Origin of the sequence: Mycobacterium persicum (genome assembly GCF_002086915.1) — a bacterium.
Taxonomy (GTDB): domain Bacteria; phylum Actinomycetota; class Actinomycetes; order Mycobacteriales; family Mycobacteriaceae; genus Mycobacterium; species Mycobacterium persicum.
Genome location: NZ_MWQA01000001.1, coordinates 5,919,234 through 5,939,695, shown reverse-complemented (window position 1 = coordinate 5,939,695; position 20,462 = coordinate 5,919,234). Strand labels below are relative to the sequence as shown.

Below are 20,462 nucleotides of genomic sequence, written 5' to 3'. Positions count from 1 at the left end.
AACCCAGCGATGAAAGGTCAGCGCCGAGCCACCGCCGCGAGTCGCCGCTGCAGGTATGCGACGACGCCGGCGTCGGTGCTCAGGTCGATGGCCGCGCGGTAGGCCGTGGCCGCCGCTGCGCGACGACCGGTTGTGACCAGCAGATGGGCGCGCGCCGCCCAGGCCGGCTGAAACCGCTCGACCGCCGGGTCGGCAATCGCATCGAGCGCGCTGAGCCCTGCGTCCGGGCCGTCGAGCTCAGCGTCCACCACCGCCAGCGCCACCGAGGCCCCCAACGACGGTGCGATCCGCAGCAGCGCGCGATGCAGCGTGCGCAGCGACTCCCAATCGACCTGACCGCCGTGTGCGCGGGCACAGTGAGCCGACTGGATTGCCGCCTCGTACTGGTAGCGCCCGGGACGGCCGATGCGGTGAGCTCGATGCAGCAACGCCTCGCCGCGTGCGATCATCGCCTGATCCCACAGCCGGTTGTCTTGTTCGTCGAGCGGCACGAATTCGCCCCGGCTCGTGCGCCGCGCGGCGCGACGCGACTCCGACAGGCACAGCAGCGCGGCCAGGCCCAGCACCTCGGGCTCGTCGGGCAATAGGTCGGCCAGCAGCAATGCCAGATGCAGCCCCTCGGCGGACAGGCATTTAATCGGTTCACCGAATGGTTGCACCTGCCAGTCGATGGCAACCGCGCCGTATACCGCCTCCAGAACCGCGGGCAGCCGCTCGTCGAGGCCGGCGCGGGCCGGTACCACGAAGGGAATGCGCGCGTCGCGAATCCGGCGCTTGGCGCGAACCAGTCGCTGCGCCATGGTTGCGGCCGGAAGCGAGAACGCCCGGGCGATTGCGGCCGCGTCGATGCCGAGGACGGTCTGCAGCATCAGTGGTGTGCGGCAGTTGGCTGCGATCGCCGGATGCGCGCACACCAGCATCAGCTCCAGGCGGCGATCCGGGATCGCCTCCGGGTCATCGAAGGGTTCGCCTGCGGCACAACCAGTTTCGTCGAGCGTACCGGTCAAGCGGTAACCGTGCGATTTCCACCGGTCGCGCAGCCGGTTGCGGGCCACGGTGAGCACCCAACCGTCCGGGTTGGCCGGTATGCCCTCGGCCGGCCATCGGATGAGTGCGCGCTCCAAGGCGTCGGCCAGGGCGTCCTCGGCCCCGGCGATATCGCCGGTTGGCGCGGCCAGCAGCGCCAACAACCGGCCGTAGGACTCGCGAACCAGCCCGGTGAGCCGAGCCTGCACCTCACTCAGGCTGGTACCAGCCCTTACCGCGAGCGTAAGTGACTGCGACAGACCGGATTTCGACCGATCCCCACTCGGCTGCGGGGCATCGCCGCGCCCACACCAAGGCCGCATCGAGGTCGGGCACCTTGATGACGAACACCCCACCGAGCCGTTCTTTGGTGTCGGCGAACGGCCCGTCCTGAATCTGCGGGACACCGTTGCGCGCGGTGAAGGTGGTGGACGCGTCGGCGGGCTGCAGCACCTGGGTTGCGATCAGCACGCCCGCGGCGTCGAGGTCGTCGGCATACTTCGCGAACGCCGCCCGCGCGGGGGCCATGTCTTGCTCACTCAGCCCGATCTCGCCGCCCTCCTGATAGTGCATGAGTAGGCAGTACTGCATGACGGTGTTCCTTTCCGACTCGATGGTGCCACCGGTATGACGATCGACGCGCCATCAAATCGACACCCGCACTAAGCCCGCGGTCACCCCTCGGCGCGTAACACATCCAACGCGTGCTGAAGATCCGGCGGGTAGGGGCTGACGATTTCGATCCGGCGGCCATCGGCCGGATGAGCGAAGGCCAGCGACCGGGCGTGCAGCCATTGCCGTTCCAGGCCAAGTCTTTTCGCCAGCTTGGGGTCGGCTCCGTACACCAGGTCGCCGCAGCACGGATGGCGCAGCGCGGCGAAATGCACCCGTATCTGGTGAGTGCGTCCGGTCTCCAGCTCGACGTCGAGCAGGCTGGCGGCGACAAAAGCCTCGATGGTGTCGTAGTGGGTCACGCTGTGGCGGCCGTTCGTGGTGACCGCGAACTTCCATTCGGGGCCGGGGTGGCGGCCGATCGGCGCGTCGATTGTCCCGCTGGACGGATCGGGGTGTCCCTGCACCAGAGCGTGATACCGCTTCTCGACGGTGCGGTGCTTGAATGCCCGCTTCAGCACGGTGTACGCCCGTTCCGACAGCGCCACCACCATCACACCGGAGGTGCCGACGTCGAGGCGATGCACAATGCCCTGCCGCTCGTGCACACCGGATGTGGTGATGCGGTAGCCCGCCGCGGCAAGTCCGCCGAGCACCGTGGGACCGGTCCAGCCCGCCGATGCGTGTGCGGCGACAGCCGCCGGTTTGTCGACGGCGACGATGTCGTCGTCGGAATACAGAATCGTCATGCCTTCGATGTCGACGGGTGTGTTTTCCAGCGGTGACGGCGCCTCGGGCAGCCGAACCTGCAGCCATGCTCCCGGCGCCAGCCGGTCGGACTTGCCGGCCGGTACGCCGTCCAGGTGCACGCCGCCGCCCTCGGCGATGGCCGCCACGGCGCTGCGGGAAAGTCCGAGCAGACGGGCCAGCCCGGCATCGACGCGCAGGCCCGCCAATCCCTCCGGGACGGGCATCGAGCGGTCCGCCATCAGTGCTGATCGGCCTTGCGCCGGCCGGTTTCCCCGTCGGCCTTGCCCCGACTGGGTGTGGCACGGTCGGGTCGGCGCCGGCCTACCGAGTCGAAATCGAAGCCCAGGATCGACAGGACCACCAGCAGGATCGCGCCACCGACCACCGACGGGTCGGCGACATTGAACACCGGCCACCAGCCGACCGACAAGAAGTCGACGACATGTCCCCGAAGCGGCCCGGGTGCCCGGAAGAAGCGATCTACCAGATTTCCCATCGCGCCGCCCAGAATCATTCCCAGCCCCAGCGCCCACCAGGGTGACACCAGCCGCCGTCCCATCCAGAAGATGCCCACGACGACGCCCGTCGCGATCAGCGTCAGTACCCAGGTGTAGCCGGTCGCCATGGAGAACGCGGCACCGGAATTGCGCACCAACGTCCACGTCACGGTGTCGCCGATAATCGAAACCGGCTGGCCGGGAGGCAACAGCTTGACGGCCAGCACCTTGGTGACGATGTCCAGGGCCAGCACGATCGCCGCGACCGATAGCAGCAGGCGCAGCCGCCTCGGAGCCGGCTGCGCGGAAACCTCGGGCTCCCCGGTATCTCCCGCCGTAGTAGGCGGATCGGCGTCAGGCACGAACACCATCATCCCCTAGTCCAGTGACTGCGCCCACATGCGGATGGCGGTGCCCGGCATCCGGGATGATCTCAGCATGAGCCGCCTCAGCGTGATCACTACCGGAGGGACCATCGCCACCAGCACCGGCGCCGACGGAGTGCGCCGTCCGTCGCGCGGCGGGGCAGAACTGACCGCGGCCGCCGGCGCAGACCTCGACATCGATGTCGTGGACCTGATGGCACTCGACAGTTCGCTGTTGACGCCGGCCGATTGGGATCGCATCCGCGCCGCGGTCCAAGCGGCCGTTGATGGCGGTGCGGCCGGTGTCGTCATCACGCACGGCACCGACACCCTGGAAGAAACCGCGCTCTGGCTGGACCTCACCTACTCCGGCGACATCCCGGTGGTCATCACCGGGGCCATGCGCAGCGCCGACGCCGCCGACGCGGACGGTCCGGTCAATCTGCGCGACGCGCTGACGCTGGCGGCCGACGCGACAGCCCGCGACCAGGGCGTGCTGGTGTGTTTCGCGGGCCGGGTGCTGCAACCGCTGGGCCTGCGCAAGGTGGCCGCCGACGACCTGAGCGGGTTCGCCGGCGAACTGCTCGGAACCGTCACCGAAACGGTGACGATCATCCGGGCCAAAACACGCCCGTACCTCGGTGAACTGCGCGCCGCCGAGGCGCCGCGGGTCGATATCGTCGCGGTCTATCCGGGAAGTGATGCCGTTGCGTTGGACGCGTGTGTGGCCGCCGGCGCCCGGGCCATCGTGCTGGAGGCATTGGGTTCGGGAAATGCCGGGTCGGCGGTGATCGACGCAGTGCGCCGCCATCGCGGCGAAGGGGTGGTGGTCGCGGTCTCGACCCGGGTTGCCGGCGCGCGGGTGGGCGCCGGCTACGGCCCCGGACATGACCTGGTGGACGCCGGTGCGGTGATGGTGCCACGACTGCCACCGTCGCAGGCCCGGGTGTTGTTGATGGCCGCGCTGGCGGCCGGGCTACCGGTCGCCGAGCTCGTTGACCGCTGGGGCTGAGAGGCCGGTCGGCTCGTCGACCCGTAGCCGGCCGACGTAGTCCAGCCAGTCCAGGCTGTCGACCGGGTTGGCGACGGCGAGCTCGCCGGTATCGATGGGAAAGGTCCGCGCCGGGCCCGGACCTGAACGGCGAGTCTCGAACCGGACGGTGACCACGCCGTGGCCGGCCCCCTGCACCCAGCCGTGCCCGAGTTCCGGGTGGGCTACGTCGTCGCCGATGCGCCATCCGGCGCTGTCCGGTCCGCCGAATTGCGCGGCCCGTATTGTCGGGAAGTCGTGCTGGGCTTCCTCGGCCGTATCCGGTGACAGGTCCAAGTCGGGAAACAGCGACTCCTGCTGCACCTCGCTGAGCCCCGAAAAACCAACGCCGAGAAGGCGAATCGGCCCGATCTCAACGGGGTCAAGCAGCAGCCGCCGGGCCACCGCGATCAGCGCTCCCGCTTCGGTGGTCGCGTAGGGCATTGTCGCCGAACGGGTCAGCGTGCTCATGTCGGCCTTCTTCAGCTTCACGGTGACGGTGCGAGCTCCGCGGCCGTCGCGCAGCAGGCGTTGATACGCGTGTTCGGCGATCGGGTCGATAGCCTCACGCAGCTGGTCGAGGGTGGTCAGGTCGGCGGCGAAAGTGGATTCGGCGCTGAGCTGCTTGGCTTCGGCTCGCTCGGCAACGGGCCGGTCGTCGATACCGCGGGCCAGCCGGTGCAGTGCGGGCCCGACGGTCGCGCCGAGGATGTTGGCCACCTCGACGTCGGTCAATGCGGCCAGCTGGCCCACGGTCTCGATGCCGAGTCGATGCAGCTTCTCCTCGGCAACCGGGCCGATTCCCCACAACCGCCGCACCGGCAAGCCATGGAGCAGCCGCTGTTCTTCCTCCCGGCGGACCACTCGAATGCCGTCGGGCTTGGCCAGACCGGAAGCGATCTTGGCGATCTGCTTGCCCGAGCCCGCCCCGACCGAGGCAACCAGTCCGGTCTCCTCACGCACCCGTCGCCGCAAGACTTCACAGAACGTCTCGACGTCCTCGGCCGCGGCCGCGCCCAATTGGGGCGGTTCCCCGAAGGCCTCGTCGAAAGACAGCTGCTCGACGACGGGAACCAGGTTGCGCACGGTCTCGAATACCCGGCGGCTGGCCACCCCGTACACCACACCGCGCGGCGGCAACACCACCGCCGTGACGCCGATCAGCCGGCGGGCCTGGTGCATCGGCATGGCCGAGCGGGCGCCGAAAACCCGCGCCTCGTAGCTGGCGCCGGCGACGACACCGCGCCCGCCGAGGCCACCCACCAATACGGGCCGGCCCCGGAGGGTAGGACGGGTGAGTTGTTCGACCGAGGCAAAGAACGCGTCCATGTCCAGGTGCAGCACCCAACGGGACTCCACAACGGGCAATGCTATTCACGGCTGCCGGAACCGTCGGTAGCGTCGGTCGTCTAACGTCAGTCGGTATGGCGATGAATCTGGTTCACCGGTTGTGCTGCAACTCCGACCGCTGGGCCAGGGAAGTTGAAAGCCAGGTCTTGCCATGGGTGCTCGCCGAGGTGGACCTGGGCGACAACACCCTCGAGATAGGACCCGGATACGGCGCATTTCTTCGGGTCCTGGTCGACAAGACGCCGAACCTGACCGCTGTCGAGATCGACGCCCCGCTGGCGCAGCGGCTGCAGGAACTGTACGGAGACCGGGCACGCATCATCATCGGCGACGGCACCGCCACCAGACTGCCCGCGGACGAGTTCAGCTCCGTGGTGTCGTTCACCATGCTGCACCACGTGCCGACCGTCAACCTGCAAAACCGGCTGTTCGCTGAAGCCTTCCGGGTACTGCGCCCGGGCGGCGTATTCGCCGGCAGCGACGGCGTGCCGTCGCTGGCGTTCAGCTTGTTGCACCTGCGCGACACCTGCAACCCAATCCCGCCAACGACCTTGCCGGATCGCTTGCGCACAGCGGGTTTTCGCGATGTCGATGTTGAGGTTCGCGCCCGCAGGCAACGCTGGCGGGCGATCAAACCCGCGGCGTGACGTCAGTAACAAGCGCTCGAGATCGTTCGGCGGCCCTTGTCGCTACCGGACCCACAGCACCGGCCAATCCCAACCCGAGTGGAGGAAACCCGTGACACACGACCCGACCAGCACCGTCGATCGGACCCGGCTTCCGTTGCCGGACACACCGACGGGGGGAAAGGCCGGTCGAACGGTTTCCGAGTCGACAATGCCTACTATCACTCCCATCCGCCCACCACAGAACGCGCCGAATGTGGTGATCGTCCTTCTCGACGACGTCGGATTCGGCGCCACGGCGACCTTCGGCGGCCCGGTGCCGACGCCAACCGGCGACGCGCTGGCACGGGAAGGGCTGCGGTACAACCGGTTTCACACGACCGCCTTGTGCTCCCCCACTCGCGCCGCACTGTTGACCGGCCGGAATCATCACGCGGTCAACACGGGCAACATCACCGAATGGGCCACCGGGTACGACGGCTACAACAGCATAATCCCGAAGTCTGCCGCCACCATCGCCGAGACCCTGCGCCAAAACGGCTACAGCACAGCAGCATTCGGCAAATGGCACAACACCCCGGTATGGGAGGTAAGTCCGGCCGGACCCTTCGACAGGTGGCCAACCGGTATGGGTTTCGAAGAGTTCTATGGCTTCATGGGCGGCGAAGCCCACCAATACAATCCCGGCCTGTATCACGGCACGACGCCGATCGAACGTCCCGAAGACGTTGAGAACTACCACCTTACGACCGACCTCGCGGATCGGATGATCGAATGGGTACATCGGCAACAGGCCATGTCGCCCGACCGACCGTTCTTCGTCTACTGGGCGCCCGGCGCCACCCACGCACCGCACCACGTGGCGCCGGAATGGAGCGAACCTTTTCGCGGCCGATTCGCCGCGGGCTGGGACCAGCTGCGTGAGGAAATCTATTCCCGGCAGCAGGAACTGGGCGTGATCCCCGCAGACGCCGCGTTGACTCCACGCCACGAATCGATACCCGCCTGGGACACGATGTCAGAAGAGCAGCAGCGCATCGCATCACGGCTTATGGAGGTGTACGCCGGATTCCTTGCCCATACCGATCACGAGATCGGCCGGATCGTCACCGCGCTCAAGGACATGAGCGTCTGGGACAACACGATGTTCGTCTACATCATCGGTGACAACGGCGCAGCTGCCGCCGGCGGGATCACCGGTGTCTTCAATGAGATGGTGACGTTGAACGGCCTCCAAGAAGACCCCGAGATCGTCCTGTCGAGGATCGACGATTTCGGCGGGCCCAAGGCCAGCAACGAATATCCGGTCGGCTTCGCCTGGGCGATGTGCACCCCGTTCCAGTTCACCAAGCAGTTCGCCAGTCATTTCGGTGGCACCCGCAATCCGATGATTGTGACCTGGCCGCAACGCATCAACGACCGCGGCGGGCTGCGCTCGCAGTTCCACCATGTCATCGACATCGCCCCGACGATCCTGGAAGCCGCCGGAATTCCAGCGCCCACAACGGTCAACGGCGTGCCACAGCAGCCCTACGACGGCATCAGCCTGGCCTATACCTTCGACGACGCGGCCGCCCCCGACCGGCGCCGCACCCAGTACTTCGAGATCAAGGGCATCCGTGGGATCTATCACGACGACTGGATGGCCTGCACCTATCACGGCAAGATCCAGTGGCAACCGGGTTCAGCGATGCCCGCCTTCTCCGACGACCGCTGGGAACTCTACGACCTGTCGCGGGACTACAGTCAAGCCGTTGATCTGTCCGCCCAGCACCCGCATCGGCTTGCCGAGTTGAAGGCACTATTCGACGCTGAAGCCGAAAAAAACCATGTCTTTCCCCTCGACGACCGCGGCCCCGCACGGGCGATCGGTGCGCGGCCGACCGTTCTGGGCCAGCGAACCTCGATTTCGTTGGGGCAAGGATCAATCCGAATGCCTGAGGACATCATTCGGTGCGCCTTCAACCGGTCCTACTCGATTACCGCCGAACTGGACACTCCCGGTGGCGACACCGTCGACGGTGTTGTCCTGGCGGCCGGCGGTTACTTCGCCGGCCTAGCCCTCTACGTACAGAATGGACTGGCCAAGTTCACCTACAACTATTTCGGGTCCAAGTACACGACCATCGCCGCGGCAACGCCCCTGCCCGCGGGAAACTCGACCGTCGCAGTCGAATTCGACTATGACGGTGGAGGTTTAGGCAAAGGCGGCGTCGCGCGACTCCTGGTAAACGGGTGCCAGGCAGCTGAATCTCGCATCGAGCGGACGGTTCCACTGGGGTTCAGCGCCGACGAAGGACTCGATATCGGGCTCGACGGCGGCACCCCGGCCGCCGACACCTACGAGGGCACCTTCCCGTTCAACGCCACCATCAAGGAGGTGACGATCCAGCTTCGGTGACACGCCGGCGGCCGGCTGTCCCCCGCCGTTGGGCACCCGCCGTTAGCCGGCCTTGGCGATCGCGACTCGTACCCCGTCGCCGATATCGACGCCGCCGGCCGGGTCGCCGAATTCGAAACTGGTGGCCAGGATTTCGCCGGCAATGAGATCGCGGTGGGTCTGCGCCCAGGCCTGACGCTCGGCAGGCACCGATATCACCACGCTGATCCGGTCGGACACGTCCAGCCCGGTCGACTTGCGCAGCTCTTGCAGTTCCCGGATGCGGTCTTTGGCCCAGCCCTCGGCCTCCAATTCCGGGGTCACCGTGCCGTCGAGCACCACCAGCCCGGCACCGCCGGGCAGTGCCGCGGTGGACTCCGGATCGGCGGCCACCAGCCGTGAGCTGTATTCCTCCGGTTGCAGCACCGCCGGTCCTGCCGTCAAGGTGCCGTCGGAATTGACGACGCCGTCGCCGGCCTTGACCGCCTTGATCGCCGCTTGCACGTCCTTGCCCAGTCGCGGCCCGGCCACCCTGGCGTTGACGGTCAGCTCGAACCGCCCGTAGGTGTCGATGTCGTCGGTGAGCTCGACCTGTTTGACGTTGAGCTCATCGGCGATCAGCTCGATGAACGGCTGTAGTCGTTGCGGATCATCGACTGCCACAGTCAGTTTCGGCAGCGGCAGGCGCACCCGCAGCTTTTTGGCCTTGCGCAGCGACGACGCGGCCGAGCACACTTCGCGGACCTGATCCATCGCCGCCACCAGGCCGGCGTCGGCGGGCACCGCATCGGCTCGCGGCCAGTCCGTCAGGGGAACCGAGCGCTCACCCGTCACCGCGCGCCAGATCACCTCGGTCATCAACGGCAGCAACGGCGCAGCCAGTCTGGCGGTGACCTCCAACACGGTGTGCAGGGTGTCGATGGCGTCGGCATCTTCTTCCCAGAATCGCAACCGTGACCGCCGCACATACCAATTCGTCAGCGCCTCGGTGAACAGCCGAAGCTGCTCGCAGGCTCCGGAGAGGTCGCACACCTCCATCGACCCGGTGAGGTCGTCGCGCAGCACCGCCAGCTTGGCCAGGATGTAGCGATCCAGTACATGGCGTGAATCGGTACGCCAGATACCCACTTTCGGCGCATACAGGGCCAAGAAGCTGTAGGCATTCCACAACGGCCGTAATACCTGCCGCACCCCGTCACGGATCCCCTGTTCGGTGACAATCAGGTTGCCGCCGCGCAGGATCGGCGAGGCCATCAAGAACCAGCGCATCGCGTCGGAGCCGTCCCGGTGAAACACCTCGTTGACGTCGGGGTAGTTGCGCAGCGACTTGCTCATTTTCTGGCCGTCGGAACCCAGTACGATCCCGTGCGCCACACACGTTTTGAACGCGGGCCGGTCGAACAGCGCAGTCGCCAGCACGTGCAGCGTGTAAAACCAGCCACGGGTCTGTCCGATGTACTCGACGATGAAGTCCCCGGGGTAATGGGCATCGACCCTCTTGCCGGAGTCGGCGCAATCGACTCCGTCGAACCAGTCACGGTTTTCGAACGGGTAGTGCACCTGGGCGTAGGGCATGGAGCCCGAGTCGAACCACACGTCGAGCACGTCCGGGATGCGCCGCATCGTGCTTTTGCCGGTGGGATCGTCGGGATTGGGCCGGGTGAGCTCGTCGATATAGGGCCGGTGCAAATTGTCCGGCCGCACCCCGAAGTCGCGCTGCAGCTCGTCCAGGCTGCCGTAGACGTCGATTCTCGGGTACGCCGGGTCGTCGGACTTCCACACCGGAATCGGGGTGCCCCAGTAGCGGTTTCGCGAGATAGACCAATCGCGGGCACCCTGCAGCCACTTCCCGAACTGGCCGTCTTTGACGTGTTCGGGATACCAGCTGATCTGCTGGTTGAGTTCGACCATGCGGTCCCGGAATTCCGTCACTGTGACGAACCAGGACGACACCGCGCGGTAGATCAACGGATTACGACAGCGCCAGCAATGTGGGTAAGGGTGTTCGTAGGATTCGTGGCGGATCAACACGGCGCCGCTCGCCGCCGCCGGACCACTTTGTTTCTTCAAGTCATGGATGATCTGGGCGTTGGCGTCGAACACATGCTGCCCCTGGTAGTCGGCAATGGTGTCGTCGAAGCGGCCCTTGGCATCGACCGGGGTTACCGGCGCGATGCCGGCCACCTCCGCGACCGCCATGTCGTCTTCCCCATATGCCGGGGCCATATGGACGATGCCGGTGCCCTCTTCAGTGGTCACAAATTCGCCCGAAAGTACGCGAAAGGCATTGGCAGAGTCCATAAAGTATGTAAACGGCGGCAAGTAGTGCAGGTCCAGTAGGTCGGCTCCGCGATAGATGCCCACAACCTCGGGCTCTTCGCCGAGCTCTCGAGCGTAGGCAGGCAGCCGTGCCTCGGCCAGCACGAAGCGCCGATCACCGGCCCTGACCTGGACATACGTCACGTCAGGATGGACGGCGACGGCCAGGTTCGACGGGAGCGTCCATGGTGTCGTGGTCCATACCAACAGGAATGCGCCGGCCAGCTCTGTAAGTGCTTGGCCACCCGGCACTTTGAATCCCAGCGTGATCGCGGGGTCCTGACGGCTTTGGTACACGTCGTCATCCATCCGCAGTTCGTGATTGGATAACGGGGTTTCGTCGCGCCAGCAGTAGGGCAGCACCCGGTAGCCCTCGTATGCCAGGCCCTTGTCCCAGAGCTGTTTGAACGCCCAGATCACCGATTCCATATACGACAGATCAAGCGTCTTGTAGTCGTTGTCGAAATCGACCCAGCGAGCCTGCCGGGTCACATATGCCTGCCACTCGTCGGTGTAGCGCAACACCGAAGCCCGGCAGGCATCGTTGAACGCGGCGATCCCCATTGCGTCGATCTGCGATTTGTCGGTGATGCCCAGCTGGCGCTCGACCTCGAGTTCGGCGGGCAACCCGTGGGTGTCCCAACCGAAGCGGCGCTCCACCTTATAACCGCGCATGGTTCGGTACCGCGGCACGATGTCCTTGACATAGCCGGTCAGTAAATGCCCGTAGTGCGGCAGGCCGTTGGCGAAGGGGGGCCCGTCGTAGAACACGTATTCCGGGGCACCGTCGCGGCGGGCGATACTGGCGCGGAAGGTGTCGTCGCCGGCCCAATACCCGAGGACCTGGTCTTCCATCGCGGGAAAGTCCGGAGAGCCACCACGGTGGTCGGCGCCCAGGTCGCTGCGCGGGTAGGCGCTGTCGGTCATGCCGTCTCCTGTGTCGCTTGTCACAAGACACGGGGACGACGACGCGCCGGAAGCGCGAGCACCGCGGTACCACCCCGCTTGCCGCACCTACGCACGGCCGCTCGTTGCAGGCTGTGACGGGCCCACCCGTTCGGTTCTACTGGGCTTTTGGGCTGTTCTTCCGAAGGCTCACCGGTGATAGCCGGATCAACGCCGTTGCGGCCGATCCTACCCGGCAGCGGGAGTGCGAACCCCACCCAGCCAACAAACTGCGACCCCTCAACCACGGGTTTAAACCCAATGCAGCGAAAACCGAAATTTAAGCACCAACCATCAACTAGGCTCAGCTCACCACCGCTAGAAACCTAAATACCCGGATGAACGGTCGTCACAACGTCGGGCATGGGGCAACCCGTACCGACGGCAATATGGTCGTGCCTTCGGGGAGGCACGACAAGTTAATGAGGGGGCATGTGAACACCACGATACCCGGCCTACCCAGTGCCGTCACGACCGCAGTCCGTTGGCCGGCCAGGGGCACCGACCCGTCCAACGTGTCCCGTGACGTGCGGTGGACCGGCACCGGTGGCGCAACCCGAAATCGTTACGGCCAAGACCTCGAACCCGGTTCACCGGGTTCCCTACACATGTCATCACCGTGCCGGGTTCTGTGGACCACCCTTGGCTCTCCGGTGCATCGCAACCTGCTGGGCGACTGGGAGGAAGAATGGTCAGAGTAGGGAAAGTAGAGGCCGGGACCATCCGCGATTGGGCTCCCGAGCCGGGCCTGCTGGTGTCGTGGCAACCGTCGCCGCCGTCGCTCGCCAAGGCGAAGCAAGCACCGATCAGCCCGGTACCGCCCAGCTATATGCAAGCCCATCACCTGCGTAACTTCCGGTCCTACGCCAGCCGCGGCCTGGAGATGTCGCGATTGCTGATCTCCGCCTGGGACATTCCCGGTCGATGCGACATCCGCACCATGACGCACGTCATCAATGCACATCTGCGTCGCCACGACACCTACCGAAGCTGGTTCGAGCACACCGAGGGCGATCGCTTCGTGCGGCGAACCATCAACAAAGCCAACGACATTCAGTTCGTCGCGACTCAGCACGGTGAGCTGACAACGCAAAGCCAGTGGCGGGACCACCTGCTGGCCACCCCGACCCCGCTGGAGTGGGACTGCTTCCGCTTCTCGATCATTCAGCGCGCAGACCATTTCACCTTCTGTGTGGCCATTGACCATCTTCACTGCGACGCCATGTTCGTCGGCGTCGCGTTCGCCGAGATCCACCTGATGTACGTAGCACTGGTCGGGGGCGGAGCGCCGTTGCGCCTGGCCGAGACGGGCAGCTATCACGACTACTGCACCCGGCAGCAGGAGCACCTGGCCGGGCTCACCTTGGACTCCCCGGTTATCCGCGCATGGGCCGAATTCTTCGAGACCAACGACGGTTGCCTTCCCAAATTCCCACTGCCGCTGGGGGACACATCTGCGCCGTGCGAGATGATGGGCGTCCGGCTGTTGGACGAGCGGCAGACACTCGCGTTCGAGTCCGCATGCTTGTCGGCGGGAGCCCGGTTCTGCGGTGGCGTACTCGCTATGTCGGCAGTTGCCGAACATGAATTGACCGGAACCGACGAGTTTCACGCCATCGTCCCCATCGACATTCGCCGCACCCAGACGGATTTCATGACGACGGGTTGGTTCACCGGCTTCGTGCCGCTCACCGTCCCCACCACCGGATCGTCGTTCGGTGAAATCGTCAAGGCGGCTCAGGAATGCTTTGATTCCGGCCGGGAATTGGCCGAAGTGCCGTTGGACCGCGTGCTGGAACTGGTTCCGTGGCTGCGGAAAGGCCAATGGGGAGCACCATTGCTCTTCTACCTCGACGCCGGCATTCCGCCGCTGTCGGCTCTGGCCAACTGCCACGTGGAAGGCCTACACGCCCGGCTGTGCCACGACGGCGGAATGATGGGGCAAATCGATATCCGGATTAACCGGTTCGAGAAAGAGACCCAGTTAACGGTGTTGTTCCCGGACAACCCGGTCGCCCGCGAGTCGGTCACCCGCTACGCGGAGACGCTGAAGGCAGCCTATGTCCGGGTAGCCGAGGGACGCGAAGTGATGCCGGCCCGGCGCCACAACGGCAGTCAGCTGCACCTCGCCTATAGCCGGCGCGCCTACGAACCCGCGACCGCGGTCCCCCCCTTGACCACCTGGCGCACCGGCTAGGCCGGAAATCCGGGTTTTACCAGGGAGTTTCGAATTGGCACGTTCTTCGGCCATGACGGACAACAGGATCGCCTTTCTCGACCACGCAGCCTTCCTTCGGTTGCGCGCAACCGGCGTTGACACCGTCGGCCAAGTTACCTGGATCTACGATCGTCCGGTTGACTTGGAAGCGTTGCGCCGGTTCAACCGCAACCTCGGCCATGGATGGCTCGGGCGCCGAATCGAACGTTCCCCGTTACCGTTTGGCCGTCCCCGCTGGGTCGCATACCGCGATGCGCCGGACATCGACGTCGCCCCGGCACCCCGATCTCGCGCTGAAATCATGGGCTGGCTGGATGAGCGTGCGCAGATTCCGGTCGACCCCGAATACGGTCCTTGCTGGCACCTGGGGGTCCTCCCGCTCCACGACGGTGGGACGGCGGTAACCCTAATCACGTCGCACTCGGTGGTGGACGGCGTCGCGTTGCATCTCGCTATCCACGAGGCCGTCAACGGCATCACCCGCGATTTCGGCTATCCACCCCCACGATCGCGCAGTCGTGGACGAGCACTGTTTGTCGATGCGTGGGACGCCGTTCGCGGATTGCCCCAGGTTTTTCGGGCGCTGATCGCCGGCATCATGCTCGTCCTCAACCGCGGCTCGAGTGCGAAGGCACCAACAGGCGCACCACCGGCTGCGTCGGGCCGCAGCGACGAGCCAATTGTCGTACCTTCTGTCGCATTTTCCTGTGGGCTGGCTTCGTGGGATGGCCGGGTACTCGAACTCGGCGGGTCCAGCAATTCGCTTTTCGTTGCTTTCGCGACCAGGCTCGCGCAACGCATGGGACGGCTGAGCCCGGCTGATAACGCTGTCACGATAACAATGCCGGTCAATGAACGCACCGCAGGTGATTCACGGGCAAATGCGCTGACGGCCATTACCTTCCAGGTCGACCCGGACCGCGTGGCGACGGATTTGCAGCTCATCCGCAACGAGATGAAACAGAGCCTGGCCGCACTCCACGAAACCCCAAACGAGCTGCTCAAACCGCTGCCGCTGGTCCCTTACACACCGAGGTGGCTGGCCAGGAAGATGGCAGCACTAGCCCTGGGTAGTTCGGATTTGCCGGTTTGCTGTTCGAATGTCAGGAACCTTAGTCACGATTTGAACCGTATCGACGGCACCGATGCCGACCATTTCTCCGCACGTCTGTTCAATCAGGGTGCGGCCAAACAGAATATCGAGCGGGAAAGCGGCCAGCTGTACCTGTTCTCCGGACGTCTGAATGGAAAAGTTTTCATCAGCGTATCCTCTTATCAACGTGGCGCGGAGAATTCGAACCGGCAGCTGCGCGGATTGATAGAACAAACGCTTGCAGATTATCGGCTAACCGCTGAGGTATTCGGATAGTTCGCAGTCACCGGACTGAGGTCGCCCGGGGGGCGGGAAGCAAAAGGTAGGGGACGCTGATGAAGTTCGCACTGGCGATCAACGGCACCCGCGGCGATGTCGAGCCCTGCACGGCCCTCGGTCGGGAGCTGCTGCGCCGGGGGCACGAAGTTCGCCTCGCGGTGCCGCCCAACCTGATCGATTTGGCCGAAGCGGCCGGACTGGATGCGGTCAGCTACGGACCGGACACTCAGGCGCTGCTGGACGACGAAGACAACTTGCACGAATTTTGGAAGCCGCAGACTTCGGTCAAGTTGGTGCGCGAAGGTATCGCGGACCTGCGTCAGGCCTGGGCCGACATGGCTGCGACCCTGAGATCGTTGGCAGCCGGCGCGGATCTGGTGTTGACCGGCATGATCCACCAGGGCATTGCCGCCAACATCGCCGAGTATTACGACATTCGGCTGGCGACCATGCACTTCATGCCCGCGCGGGTCAATGGCCAGCTCTTGCCAATCCTGCCGGCGCCGTTGAATCGCTCTCTAATTTCGGCGCTGTGGTGGGTGCACTGGCGCATCACGAAGAGCCCTGAAGACGTGCAGCGGCGAGAACTGGACCTGCCGAAGACAACCGCGTCGTCGTCGTCGCGCATTCTGGGCCGCCGGGCGCTCGAGATCCAGGCGTATGACGAGCTGTGCTTTCCCGGCCTGGTTACCGAATGGGCGCAATGGGCTGACAGGCGGCCGTTCGTCGGAGCGCTGACCCTGGAACTGCCAACGGATTACGACGACGAGGTGTTGTCGTGGATCGCTGCCGGCACGCCGCCGATCTACTTCGGCTTCGGCAGCATGCCGGTGGATTCGCCCGTCGACACCATCGCCATGATCAGCGCCGCCTGTGCGGAATTGGGCGAACGCGCGTTGATCTGCACCGGCCAGAACGACGTCAGCACTCTCGGGTGCGCGGACCACGTCAAACTGGTGCCCGGGGTAAGCCACGCCGCGGTATTTCCGGCCTGCCGCGCGGTGGTACACCACGGCGGCGCCGGAACGACCGCGGCGGGCATGCGAGCCGGCATCCCTACCCTAATCCTCTGGATCTGGATAGAGCAACCGATTTGGTTAGCCCAGATCAAGCGGCTCAAGATCGGCTCTGGACGCCGGCTCGCGGCCACCACGAAGGAGACGCTGGTCAGCGACCTCCGGGCAATTCTGGCCCCCGCGTACGTCAATCGGGCCCGCGAGATTGCAAATCAGATGACCAAACCTGGCGAAAGCGCCACGCGGGCAGCTGATCTTCTGGAAAATGAGGTGAGCCGGAATCAGTCCAGCCCGCAATTTCGTGACTGACTCCGGTGCGCACCGCCCACTCGAACAGGACGACATGACCGCGAAATGCTTCTTCAACGACAGAGCCCCGGGCGGTCGCCACCGCTTCCTATGCGTTGACGCAGTGTCGGTCAGCTGAAAGACGCGAACGGGAGGAGGGGGCAGATGTGGACCACAGTACTGATCCTCGCGCTGATCACAGCGACTGAGCCGGTGCGTCTGGGCGTTGCCCTCTTCTTGATCTCGAAGCCGCGGCCAATGGTCAACCTACTCGCTTTCTGGTTCGGCGGAATGGCGACGGGCGCAGCCGTCGCACTGGGTGTTTTGCTTCTGCTGCGCGACTTCGCACATGCCCTCGCCGACAATGTGACCTCCCTGGCGGCAAGCTCCACTGTCGGGCACATCCAAGTCGCGCTTGGTGTCGTGGCATTAGTGGTGGCCGCGCTGGTCGCCGCCGGAGTCTCGGTCCGTTCGCCCGCGCTGGTGTCCACCGGCGAGTCCTCGACGGTGCTGGTGCAGGAGCAGCCCTCCCGATTCTCGCGGCTGATGGCAAACGCCCAGAGTGCACTCGAGGGCGGATTTCCCTGGGTGGCGTTTGTGGCCGGCCTGAGCTCGGCGGGACCACCGCCGGTGGAGTACCTGGTGGTGCTCACCGCCATCGGCGCGTCGGGTGCGGCGTTCGGCACTCAGCTCAGCGCGACCGTCGCCTACCTTCTCGTGATGCTCGCGATCGTCGAGATCCCGCTTGTCAGCCATCTGGTCAACCCTGACAAGACCGAAGCCACCATGTTGCGGCTGCGCAACTGGCTACGGACGCATCGGCGCCAGATCCTCTCCGTTGCCTTCGCCGCGGCCGGGATCGCCCTGCTGGCAAGCGGCATGAACTGAACCCAGCATGCGGGGTTGCCAGCTGAGCCGATGACACCAGAACCCGGCCGCCTCGCGCGGTACTACCACCAAGCAGCGGCAGAGACGTTGCGGCTCATACCCACCGACGCACAACGGGTGCTCGATCTCGGCTGCGCGGATGGGTCGTTCGGCGTCACGGTCAAAGACCGAACCGGCGCCGAACTCTGGGGCATCGTGTCCGATGAGCACACCACCCGGCCCGCCAGCGCCGTCACCGAACGCGTCCTCACCGAAGACCTGGAGCGGGAGATCGCCCAACTGCCCGACGGCTACTTCGACGCGGTGATCTGCGTCGACGTATTGGAGCGGCTGGTGGAACCGGGCGCGGCGCTACACAAGCTGCGCACCAAGCTCAAGCCCGACGGCGTCGTCGTCGCCGCGGTTCCCAACTTCCGCTTTCTTCCCGCGCTGGGCCAGGTGCTGTTCCGAAAAGACTTCCCGCAAGAGGACTTTGGCCCTTTCGACCGCACCTACCTACGTTTTTTCACCCGCCGGAGCATTGTGCGAATCTTCAAGAAGGCGGGCTTGCGGATACAGCGGATCGAGGGCATCAACGCGTGGCCCGGCCCGCTGGGCGTGGCGATTGCCGTAGCCAGTTTGGGGTTCTTCGCCGACGGCCGATATCTCCACTATGTCTGTGTCGGGTCGCCGGCCGCGCCGAGGCCGGGGCTATTGACCGTGTTCAAAGCGGGCGCCCGCCAAGCTACGTGAAGCGCGTCGCACCGCCTCGGACGGGATCGGTCATCGGACGACCTTGTAGCCGCGGCGTTTTTGCAGCCGCCGCGGCAATATTTCGAAAGATGCCCACTGGAAATAAAGCCTCCAGTAACCAGTCGCATCGAAACGACGTGTCGAAGTGTAGACCGTAGGTGTCGGTACGTAGAAAAACTTTCCTAGTTTGCGCGCCTCCTTGATAAGCCGGACATCTTCTCCCATGATGAGATGCTCGTCGAATCGGAGTGCGGGAAAGAGTGATCGCTTCGCTATCTGGATGGCGTACGATCCACCCAACCGGTGCAATTGGTCGTAAATCGCGAACCAAATACGTGCGTCACGGCCGCCGCCGAGAGGCAAGACCTTGGTGGTGCCCACGGAGAGCGGCTTGCGCGATGCTCGCAGCCGAGCGTCCAGATCGAGAAGGAAATTGGGTTTCAGAATCGTATCCGCGTCCAAGAATACTACCCAGTCGCTACGAGGTGAAAGCCGGTCAATGCCGAGGTTCTTGGCGGCGGATACTCCCGCCTTATCATTCTCGAAGACGCGAACATTGCCGCCCTCGAATTGCTTTGCGATGTCAAGGGTGCGGTCCGAGGAGCCGTTCTCGACCACGATGACCTCAAACGATTCCTCAGGATAGGAAAGGCCTGTGGCGTGTTCGAGTGTGGCTCCGATATATTCCTCTTCATTGTGCGCAGGAATAATGATAGAAAAATACAGCTTCTGACCGCTGGCCATATCGGTATTACCCCCGGTTGAGACGTCACCCAACACGACACGATCGTAGCAGGGTTCGCATGGCGAAACGTGGATAACGGGCGCCCAGACCGCTCGGCGGTCCATTCTCGGGAACAGTTCGCGTGACAGGACGGCCAGGCATGCGCATCACAAGACAATCGCAAAATTGGACCTCGGATTACCATCCACACCGCCAGAGATGTTGCGGTCCGACGGCTGGGCAACGCGTACTTGACCTCGGCTGCGGGGTAAGGTGATATCACTCTAGCTGGTAAGTCGTATACGCGATCGAGTGTCGCGGTACCGCTTGCGGCAAGGTCCCCGGTGGAAATTGCTTGCGCCAATTACGACCATGCAATCGCCGCATTGCCCGCTCCATTGTCGAGTTTGCACCCAACAAATATCGAAATCTGCCAAAATGTGTATTGGCGGTCCTGCGGCCGAAGTGGTTGATATAACTCATCTCTGTTGTGTATAGCCCGAAATTAGCGGCTCGAGCCCGCAATGCCAGATCGAGGTCTACCCCCCACCCGTAGCGGCCGAACGTTCGCAGGTCCATTCCGCTCACGATCTGCCAGCATTCGCGAGATATCATGAGCGCCGTCCCCTCGACAGCACTTACCGCCCGATATTGCGATCGGGGAATGTAGTTAGCGGCGTCCGGCTTCTCGTCATCCTCCGCGCAGGGGAACCCATGATCGAACATCGGCCCAACAATTCCAGCATCAGCGGGCAGGCGTGGATCGAGCAGGCCGGCGATAAAACCCTTCGAGATGCGGGTGTCGTTGTTGAGTGTCATCGCGTGGGAGTAACCTTCGGAGAACGCAATTCGGAATCCAAAGTCGCTCCCCCCAGCCCAGCCGAGGTTTTCGCCGAAGGTCATGACACGTTCATTGCTGATCTTGGGATAATCGCCCCGGTTATCAACGATTAGATATTCAGCGCCTTCGCGCTCTAGGTCGTCGACGAGGGCATGGGTATACTCATGCTGCCCAAACACCGGGACAACAATCAGTACGGACATGAGGTTGACCGTACACCGGCGGGGGCCACCTCCCGAGCCATTCCGGGCAAGAGCGATGACGGAAAGCCGGTTCCGGCATGCTTGAACGTCGACGCCTCGGTGGAGGCCGTATACCGCAACGGGGCAACGGTGCAGCCAGGTTCCGGGGGGCTCAGTTGCTGATTCACGCAAGAATCGAAAAGATTAGTCGCCGTACAAGTTTGGGCTCCCAGCAGTAAACACACGCTGCTGGCCACCGGAGGGGCACTGGGGCGGTCACGTCAACGAAGCGATACGGCGG

At 64.6% G+C, this 20,462-nt stretch carries 16 protein-coding genes; 8 read left to right on the top strand and 8 right to left on the bottom strand.

The window, feature by feature from the left end:
* Nucleotides 1-17: 17 nt before the first annotated feature.
* From B4U45_RS26950 to lspA, 4 genes are all read right to left on the bottom strand, one after another.
* A complete protein-coding gene (locus B4U45_RS26950; RefSeq protein ID WP_241780194.1) occupies nucleotides 18-1,235 on the bottom strand; it encodes an RNA polymerase sigma factor in 1,218 nt (405 codons plus the stop codon).
* A gap of 1 nt (nucleotide 1,236) precedes the next feature.
* Nucleotides 1,237-1,617, bottom strand: a complete 381-nt coding sequence (locus tag B4U45_RS26945) for a YciI family protein (RefSeq protein WP_075546143.1) — start codon at nucleotides 1,615-1,617, stop codon at nucleotides 1,237-1,239.
* A gap of 83 nt (nucleotides 1,618-1,700) precedes the next feature.
* Nucleotides 1,701-2,627, bottom strand: coding sequence for an RluA family pseudouridine synthase (locus tag B4U45_RS26940; RefSeq protein ID WP_075546142.1), 927 nt, complete (start codon nucleotides 2,625-2,627; stop codon nucleotides 1,701-1,703).
* Nucleotides 2,627-3,259: a signal peptidase II gene (gene lspA, locus B4U45_RS26935; RefSeq protein ID WP_089024977.1), complete on the bottom strand. Its 633-nt coding sequence runs from the start codon at nucleotides 3,257-3,259 to the stop codon at nucleotides 2,627-2,629. The genes B4U45_RS26940 and lspA overlap by 1 nt, the downstream gene beginning before the upstream one ends.
* 31 nt (nucleotides 3,260-3,290) lie before the next feature.
* Here lspA and B4U45_RS26930 point away from each other — a divergent pair, with 31 nt between their 5' ends.
* Complete coding sequence (locus B4U45_RS26930) at nucleotides 3,291-4,262, top strand: asparaginase (protein ID WP_183154995.1); 972 nt, start codon at nucleotides 3,291-3,293, stop codon at nucleotides 4,260-4,262.
* Here the strand turns inward: B4U45_RS26930 and B4U45_RS26925 are convergent.
* The gene (locus tag B4U45_RS26925) at nucleotides 4,227-5,639 is read right to left on the bottom strand and encodes a DNA polymerase IV (protein ID WP_442789566.1); all 1,413 of its coding nucleotides are present in this window, start codon (nucleotides 5,637-5,639) and stop codon (nucleotides 4,227-4,229) included. The two genes, B4U45_RS26930 and B4U45_RS26925, sit on opposite strands and share 36 nt — an antisense overlap.
* Nucleotides 5,640-5,704: 65 nt before the next feature.
* On the opposite strand from B4U45_RS26925, the gene B4U45_RS26920 reads away from it, so the two are divergent.
* Both B4U45_RS26920 and B4U45_RS26915 read left to right on the top strand, forming a co-directional pair.
* Nucleotides 5,705-6,277 (top strand): class I SAM-dependent methyltransferase, encoded by a 573-nt coding sequence (locus tag B4U45_RS26920; RefSeq protein WP_075546140.1) that lies wholly within the window; start codon nucleotides 5,705-5,707, stop codon nucleotides 6,275-6,277.
* Nucleotides 6,278-6,467: 190 nt separating this feature from the next.
* Nucleotides 6,468-8,657 carry an arylsulfatase gene (locus tag B4U45_RS26915; protein ID WP_241780193.1) on the top strand — a complete coding sequence of 730 codons (2,190 nt, stop codon included), beginning with the start codon at nucleotides 6,468-6,470 and terminating at the stop codon, nucleotides 8,655-8,657.
* 42 nt (nucleotides 8,658-8,699) lie between these two features.
* Here the strand turns inward: B4U45_RS26915 and ileS are convergent, their stop codons facing one another.
* Nucleotides 8,700-11,882 carry an isoleucine--tRNA ligase gene (gene ileS, locus B4U45_RS26910; protein ID WP_219859556.1) on the bottom strand — a complete coding sequence of 1,061 codons (3,183 nt, stop codon included), beginning with the start codon at nucleotides 11,880-11,882 and terminating at the stop codon, nucleotides 8,700-8,702.
* A 706-nt stretch (nucleotides 11,883-12,588) separates the two neighbouring features.
* On the opposite strand from ileS, the gene B4U45_RS26905 reads away from it, so the two are divergent.
* From B4U45_RS26905 to B4U45_RS26885, 5 genes are all read left to right on the top strand, one after another.
* A complete protein-coding gene (locus tag B4U45_RS26905) occupies nucleotides 12,589-14,097 on the top strand; it encodes a condensation domain-containing protein (RefSeq protein WP_082275310.1) in 1,509 nt (502 codons plus the stop codon).
* A gap of 52 nt (nucleotides 14,098-14,149) precedes the next feature.
* The gene (locus B4U45_RS26900) at nucleotides 14,150-15,487 is read left to right on the top strand and encodes a condensation domain-containing protein (protein WP_075546137.1); all 1,338 of its coding nucleotides are present in this window, start codon (nucleotides 14,150-14,152) and stop codon (nucleotides 15,485-15,487) included.
* 59 nt (nucleotides 15,488-15,546) lie between these two features.
* Nucleotides 15,547-16,815, top strand: a complete 1,269-nt coding sequence (locus B4U45_RS26895) for a glycosyltransferase (RefSeq protein WP_075546136.1) — start codon at nucleotides 15,547-15,549, stop codon at nucleotides 16,813-16,815.
* A gap of 144 nt (nucleotides 16,816-16,959) precedes the next feature.
* A complete protein-coding gene (locus B4U45_RS26890) occupies nucleotides 16,960-17,682 on the top strand; it encodes a GAP family protein (RefSeq protein ID WP_075546135.1) in 723 nt (240 codons plus the stop codon).
* Nucleotides 17,683-17,712: 30 nt separating this feature from the next.
* Nucleotides 17,713-18,414: a class I SAM-dependent methyltransferase gene (locus B4U45_RS26885; RefSeq protein ID WP_075546134.1), complete on the top strand. Its 702-nt coding sequence runs from the start codon at nucleotides 17,713-17,715 to the stop codon at nucleotides 18,412-18,414.
* A 30-nt stretch (nucleotides 18,415-18,444) separates the two neighbouring features.
* Here B4U45_RS26885 and B4U45_RS26880 read toward each other — a convergent pair whose 3' ends face one another.
* Together B4U45_RS26880 and B4U45_RS26875 are read right to left on the bottom strand one after the other, a co-directional pair.
* Nucleotides 18,445-19,194 (bottom strand): glycosyltransferase family 2 protein, encoded by a 750-nt coding sequence (locus B4U45_RS26880; RefSeq protein WP_240316636.1) that lies wholly within the window; start codon nucleotides 19,192-19,194, stop codon nucleotides 18,445-18,447.
* Between the two features lie 223 nt (nucleotides 19,195-19,417).
* On the bottom strand, nucleotides 19,418-20,182 hold the full coding sequence (locus B4U45_RS26875; protein WP_075546132.1) for a glycosyltransferase family protein: 765 nt from the start codon (nucleotides 20,180-20,182) through the stop codon (nucleotides 19,418-19,420).
* Between the last annotated feature and the right edge of the window lie 280 nt (nucleotides 20,183-20,462).

Bases quoted from the DNA above. Each gene is read 5' to 3' on its own strand.
- B4U45_RS26945 (WP_075546143.1), bottom strand. From the start codon at position 1,617: ATGCAGTACTGCCTACTCATGCACTATCAGGAGGGCGGCGAGATCGGG.
- B4U45_RS26940 (WP_075546142.1), bottom strand. From the start codon at position 2,627: ATGGCGGACCGCTCGATGCCCGTCCCGGAGGGATTGGCGGGCCTGCGC.
- lspA (WP_089024977.1), bottom strand. From the start codon at position 3,259: ATGATGGTGTTCGTGCCTGACGCCGATCCGCCTACTACGGCGGGAGAT.
- B4U45_RS26930 (WP_183154995.1), top strand. From the start codon at position 3,291: ATGGCGGTGCCCGGCATCCGGGATGATCTCAGCATGAGCCGCCTCAGC.
- B4U45_RS26920 (WP_075546140.1), top strand. From the start codon at position 5,705: ATGGCGATGAATCTGGTTCACCGGTTGTGCTGCAACTCCGACCGCTGG.
- B4U45_RS26915 (WP_241780193.1), top strand. From the start codon at position 6,468: ATGCCTACTATCACTCCCATCCGCCCACCACAGAACGCGCCGAATGTG.
- ileS (WP_219859556.1), bottom strand. From the start codon at position 11,882: ATGACCGACAGCGCCTACCCGCGCAGCGACCTGGGCGCCGACCACCGT.
- B4U45_RS26905 (WP_082275310.1), top strand. From the start codon at position 12,589: ATGGTCAGAGTAGGGAAAGTAGAGGCCGGGACCATCCGCGATTGGGCT.
- B4U45_RS26900 (WP_075546137.1), top strand. From the start codon at position 14,150: ATGACGGACAACAGGATCGCCTTTCTCGACCACGCAGCCTTCCTTCGG.
- B4U45_RS26895 (WP_075546136.1), top strand. From the start codon at position 15,547: ATGAAGTTCGCACTGGCGATCAACGGCACCCGCGGCGATGTCGAGCCC.
- B4U45_RS26890 (WP_075546135.1), top strand. From the start codon at position 16,960: ATGTGGACCACAGTACTGATCCTCGCGCTGATCACAGCGACTGAGCCG.
- B4U45_RS26885 (WP_075546134.1), top strand. From the start codon at position 17,713: ATGACACCAGAACCCGGCCGCCTCGCGCGGTACTACCACCAAGCAGCG.
- B4U45_RS26875 (WP_075546132.1), bottom strand. From the start codon at position 20,182: ATGTCCGTACTGATTGTTGTCCCGGTGTTTGGGCAGCATGAGTATACC.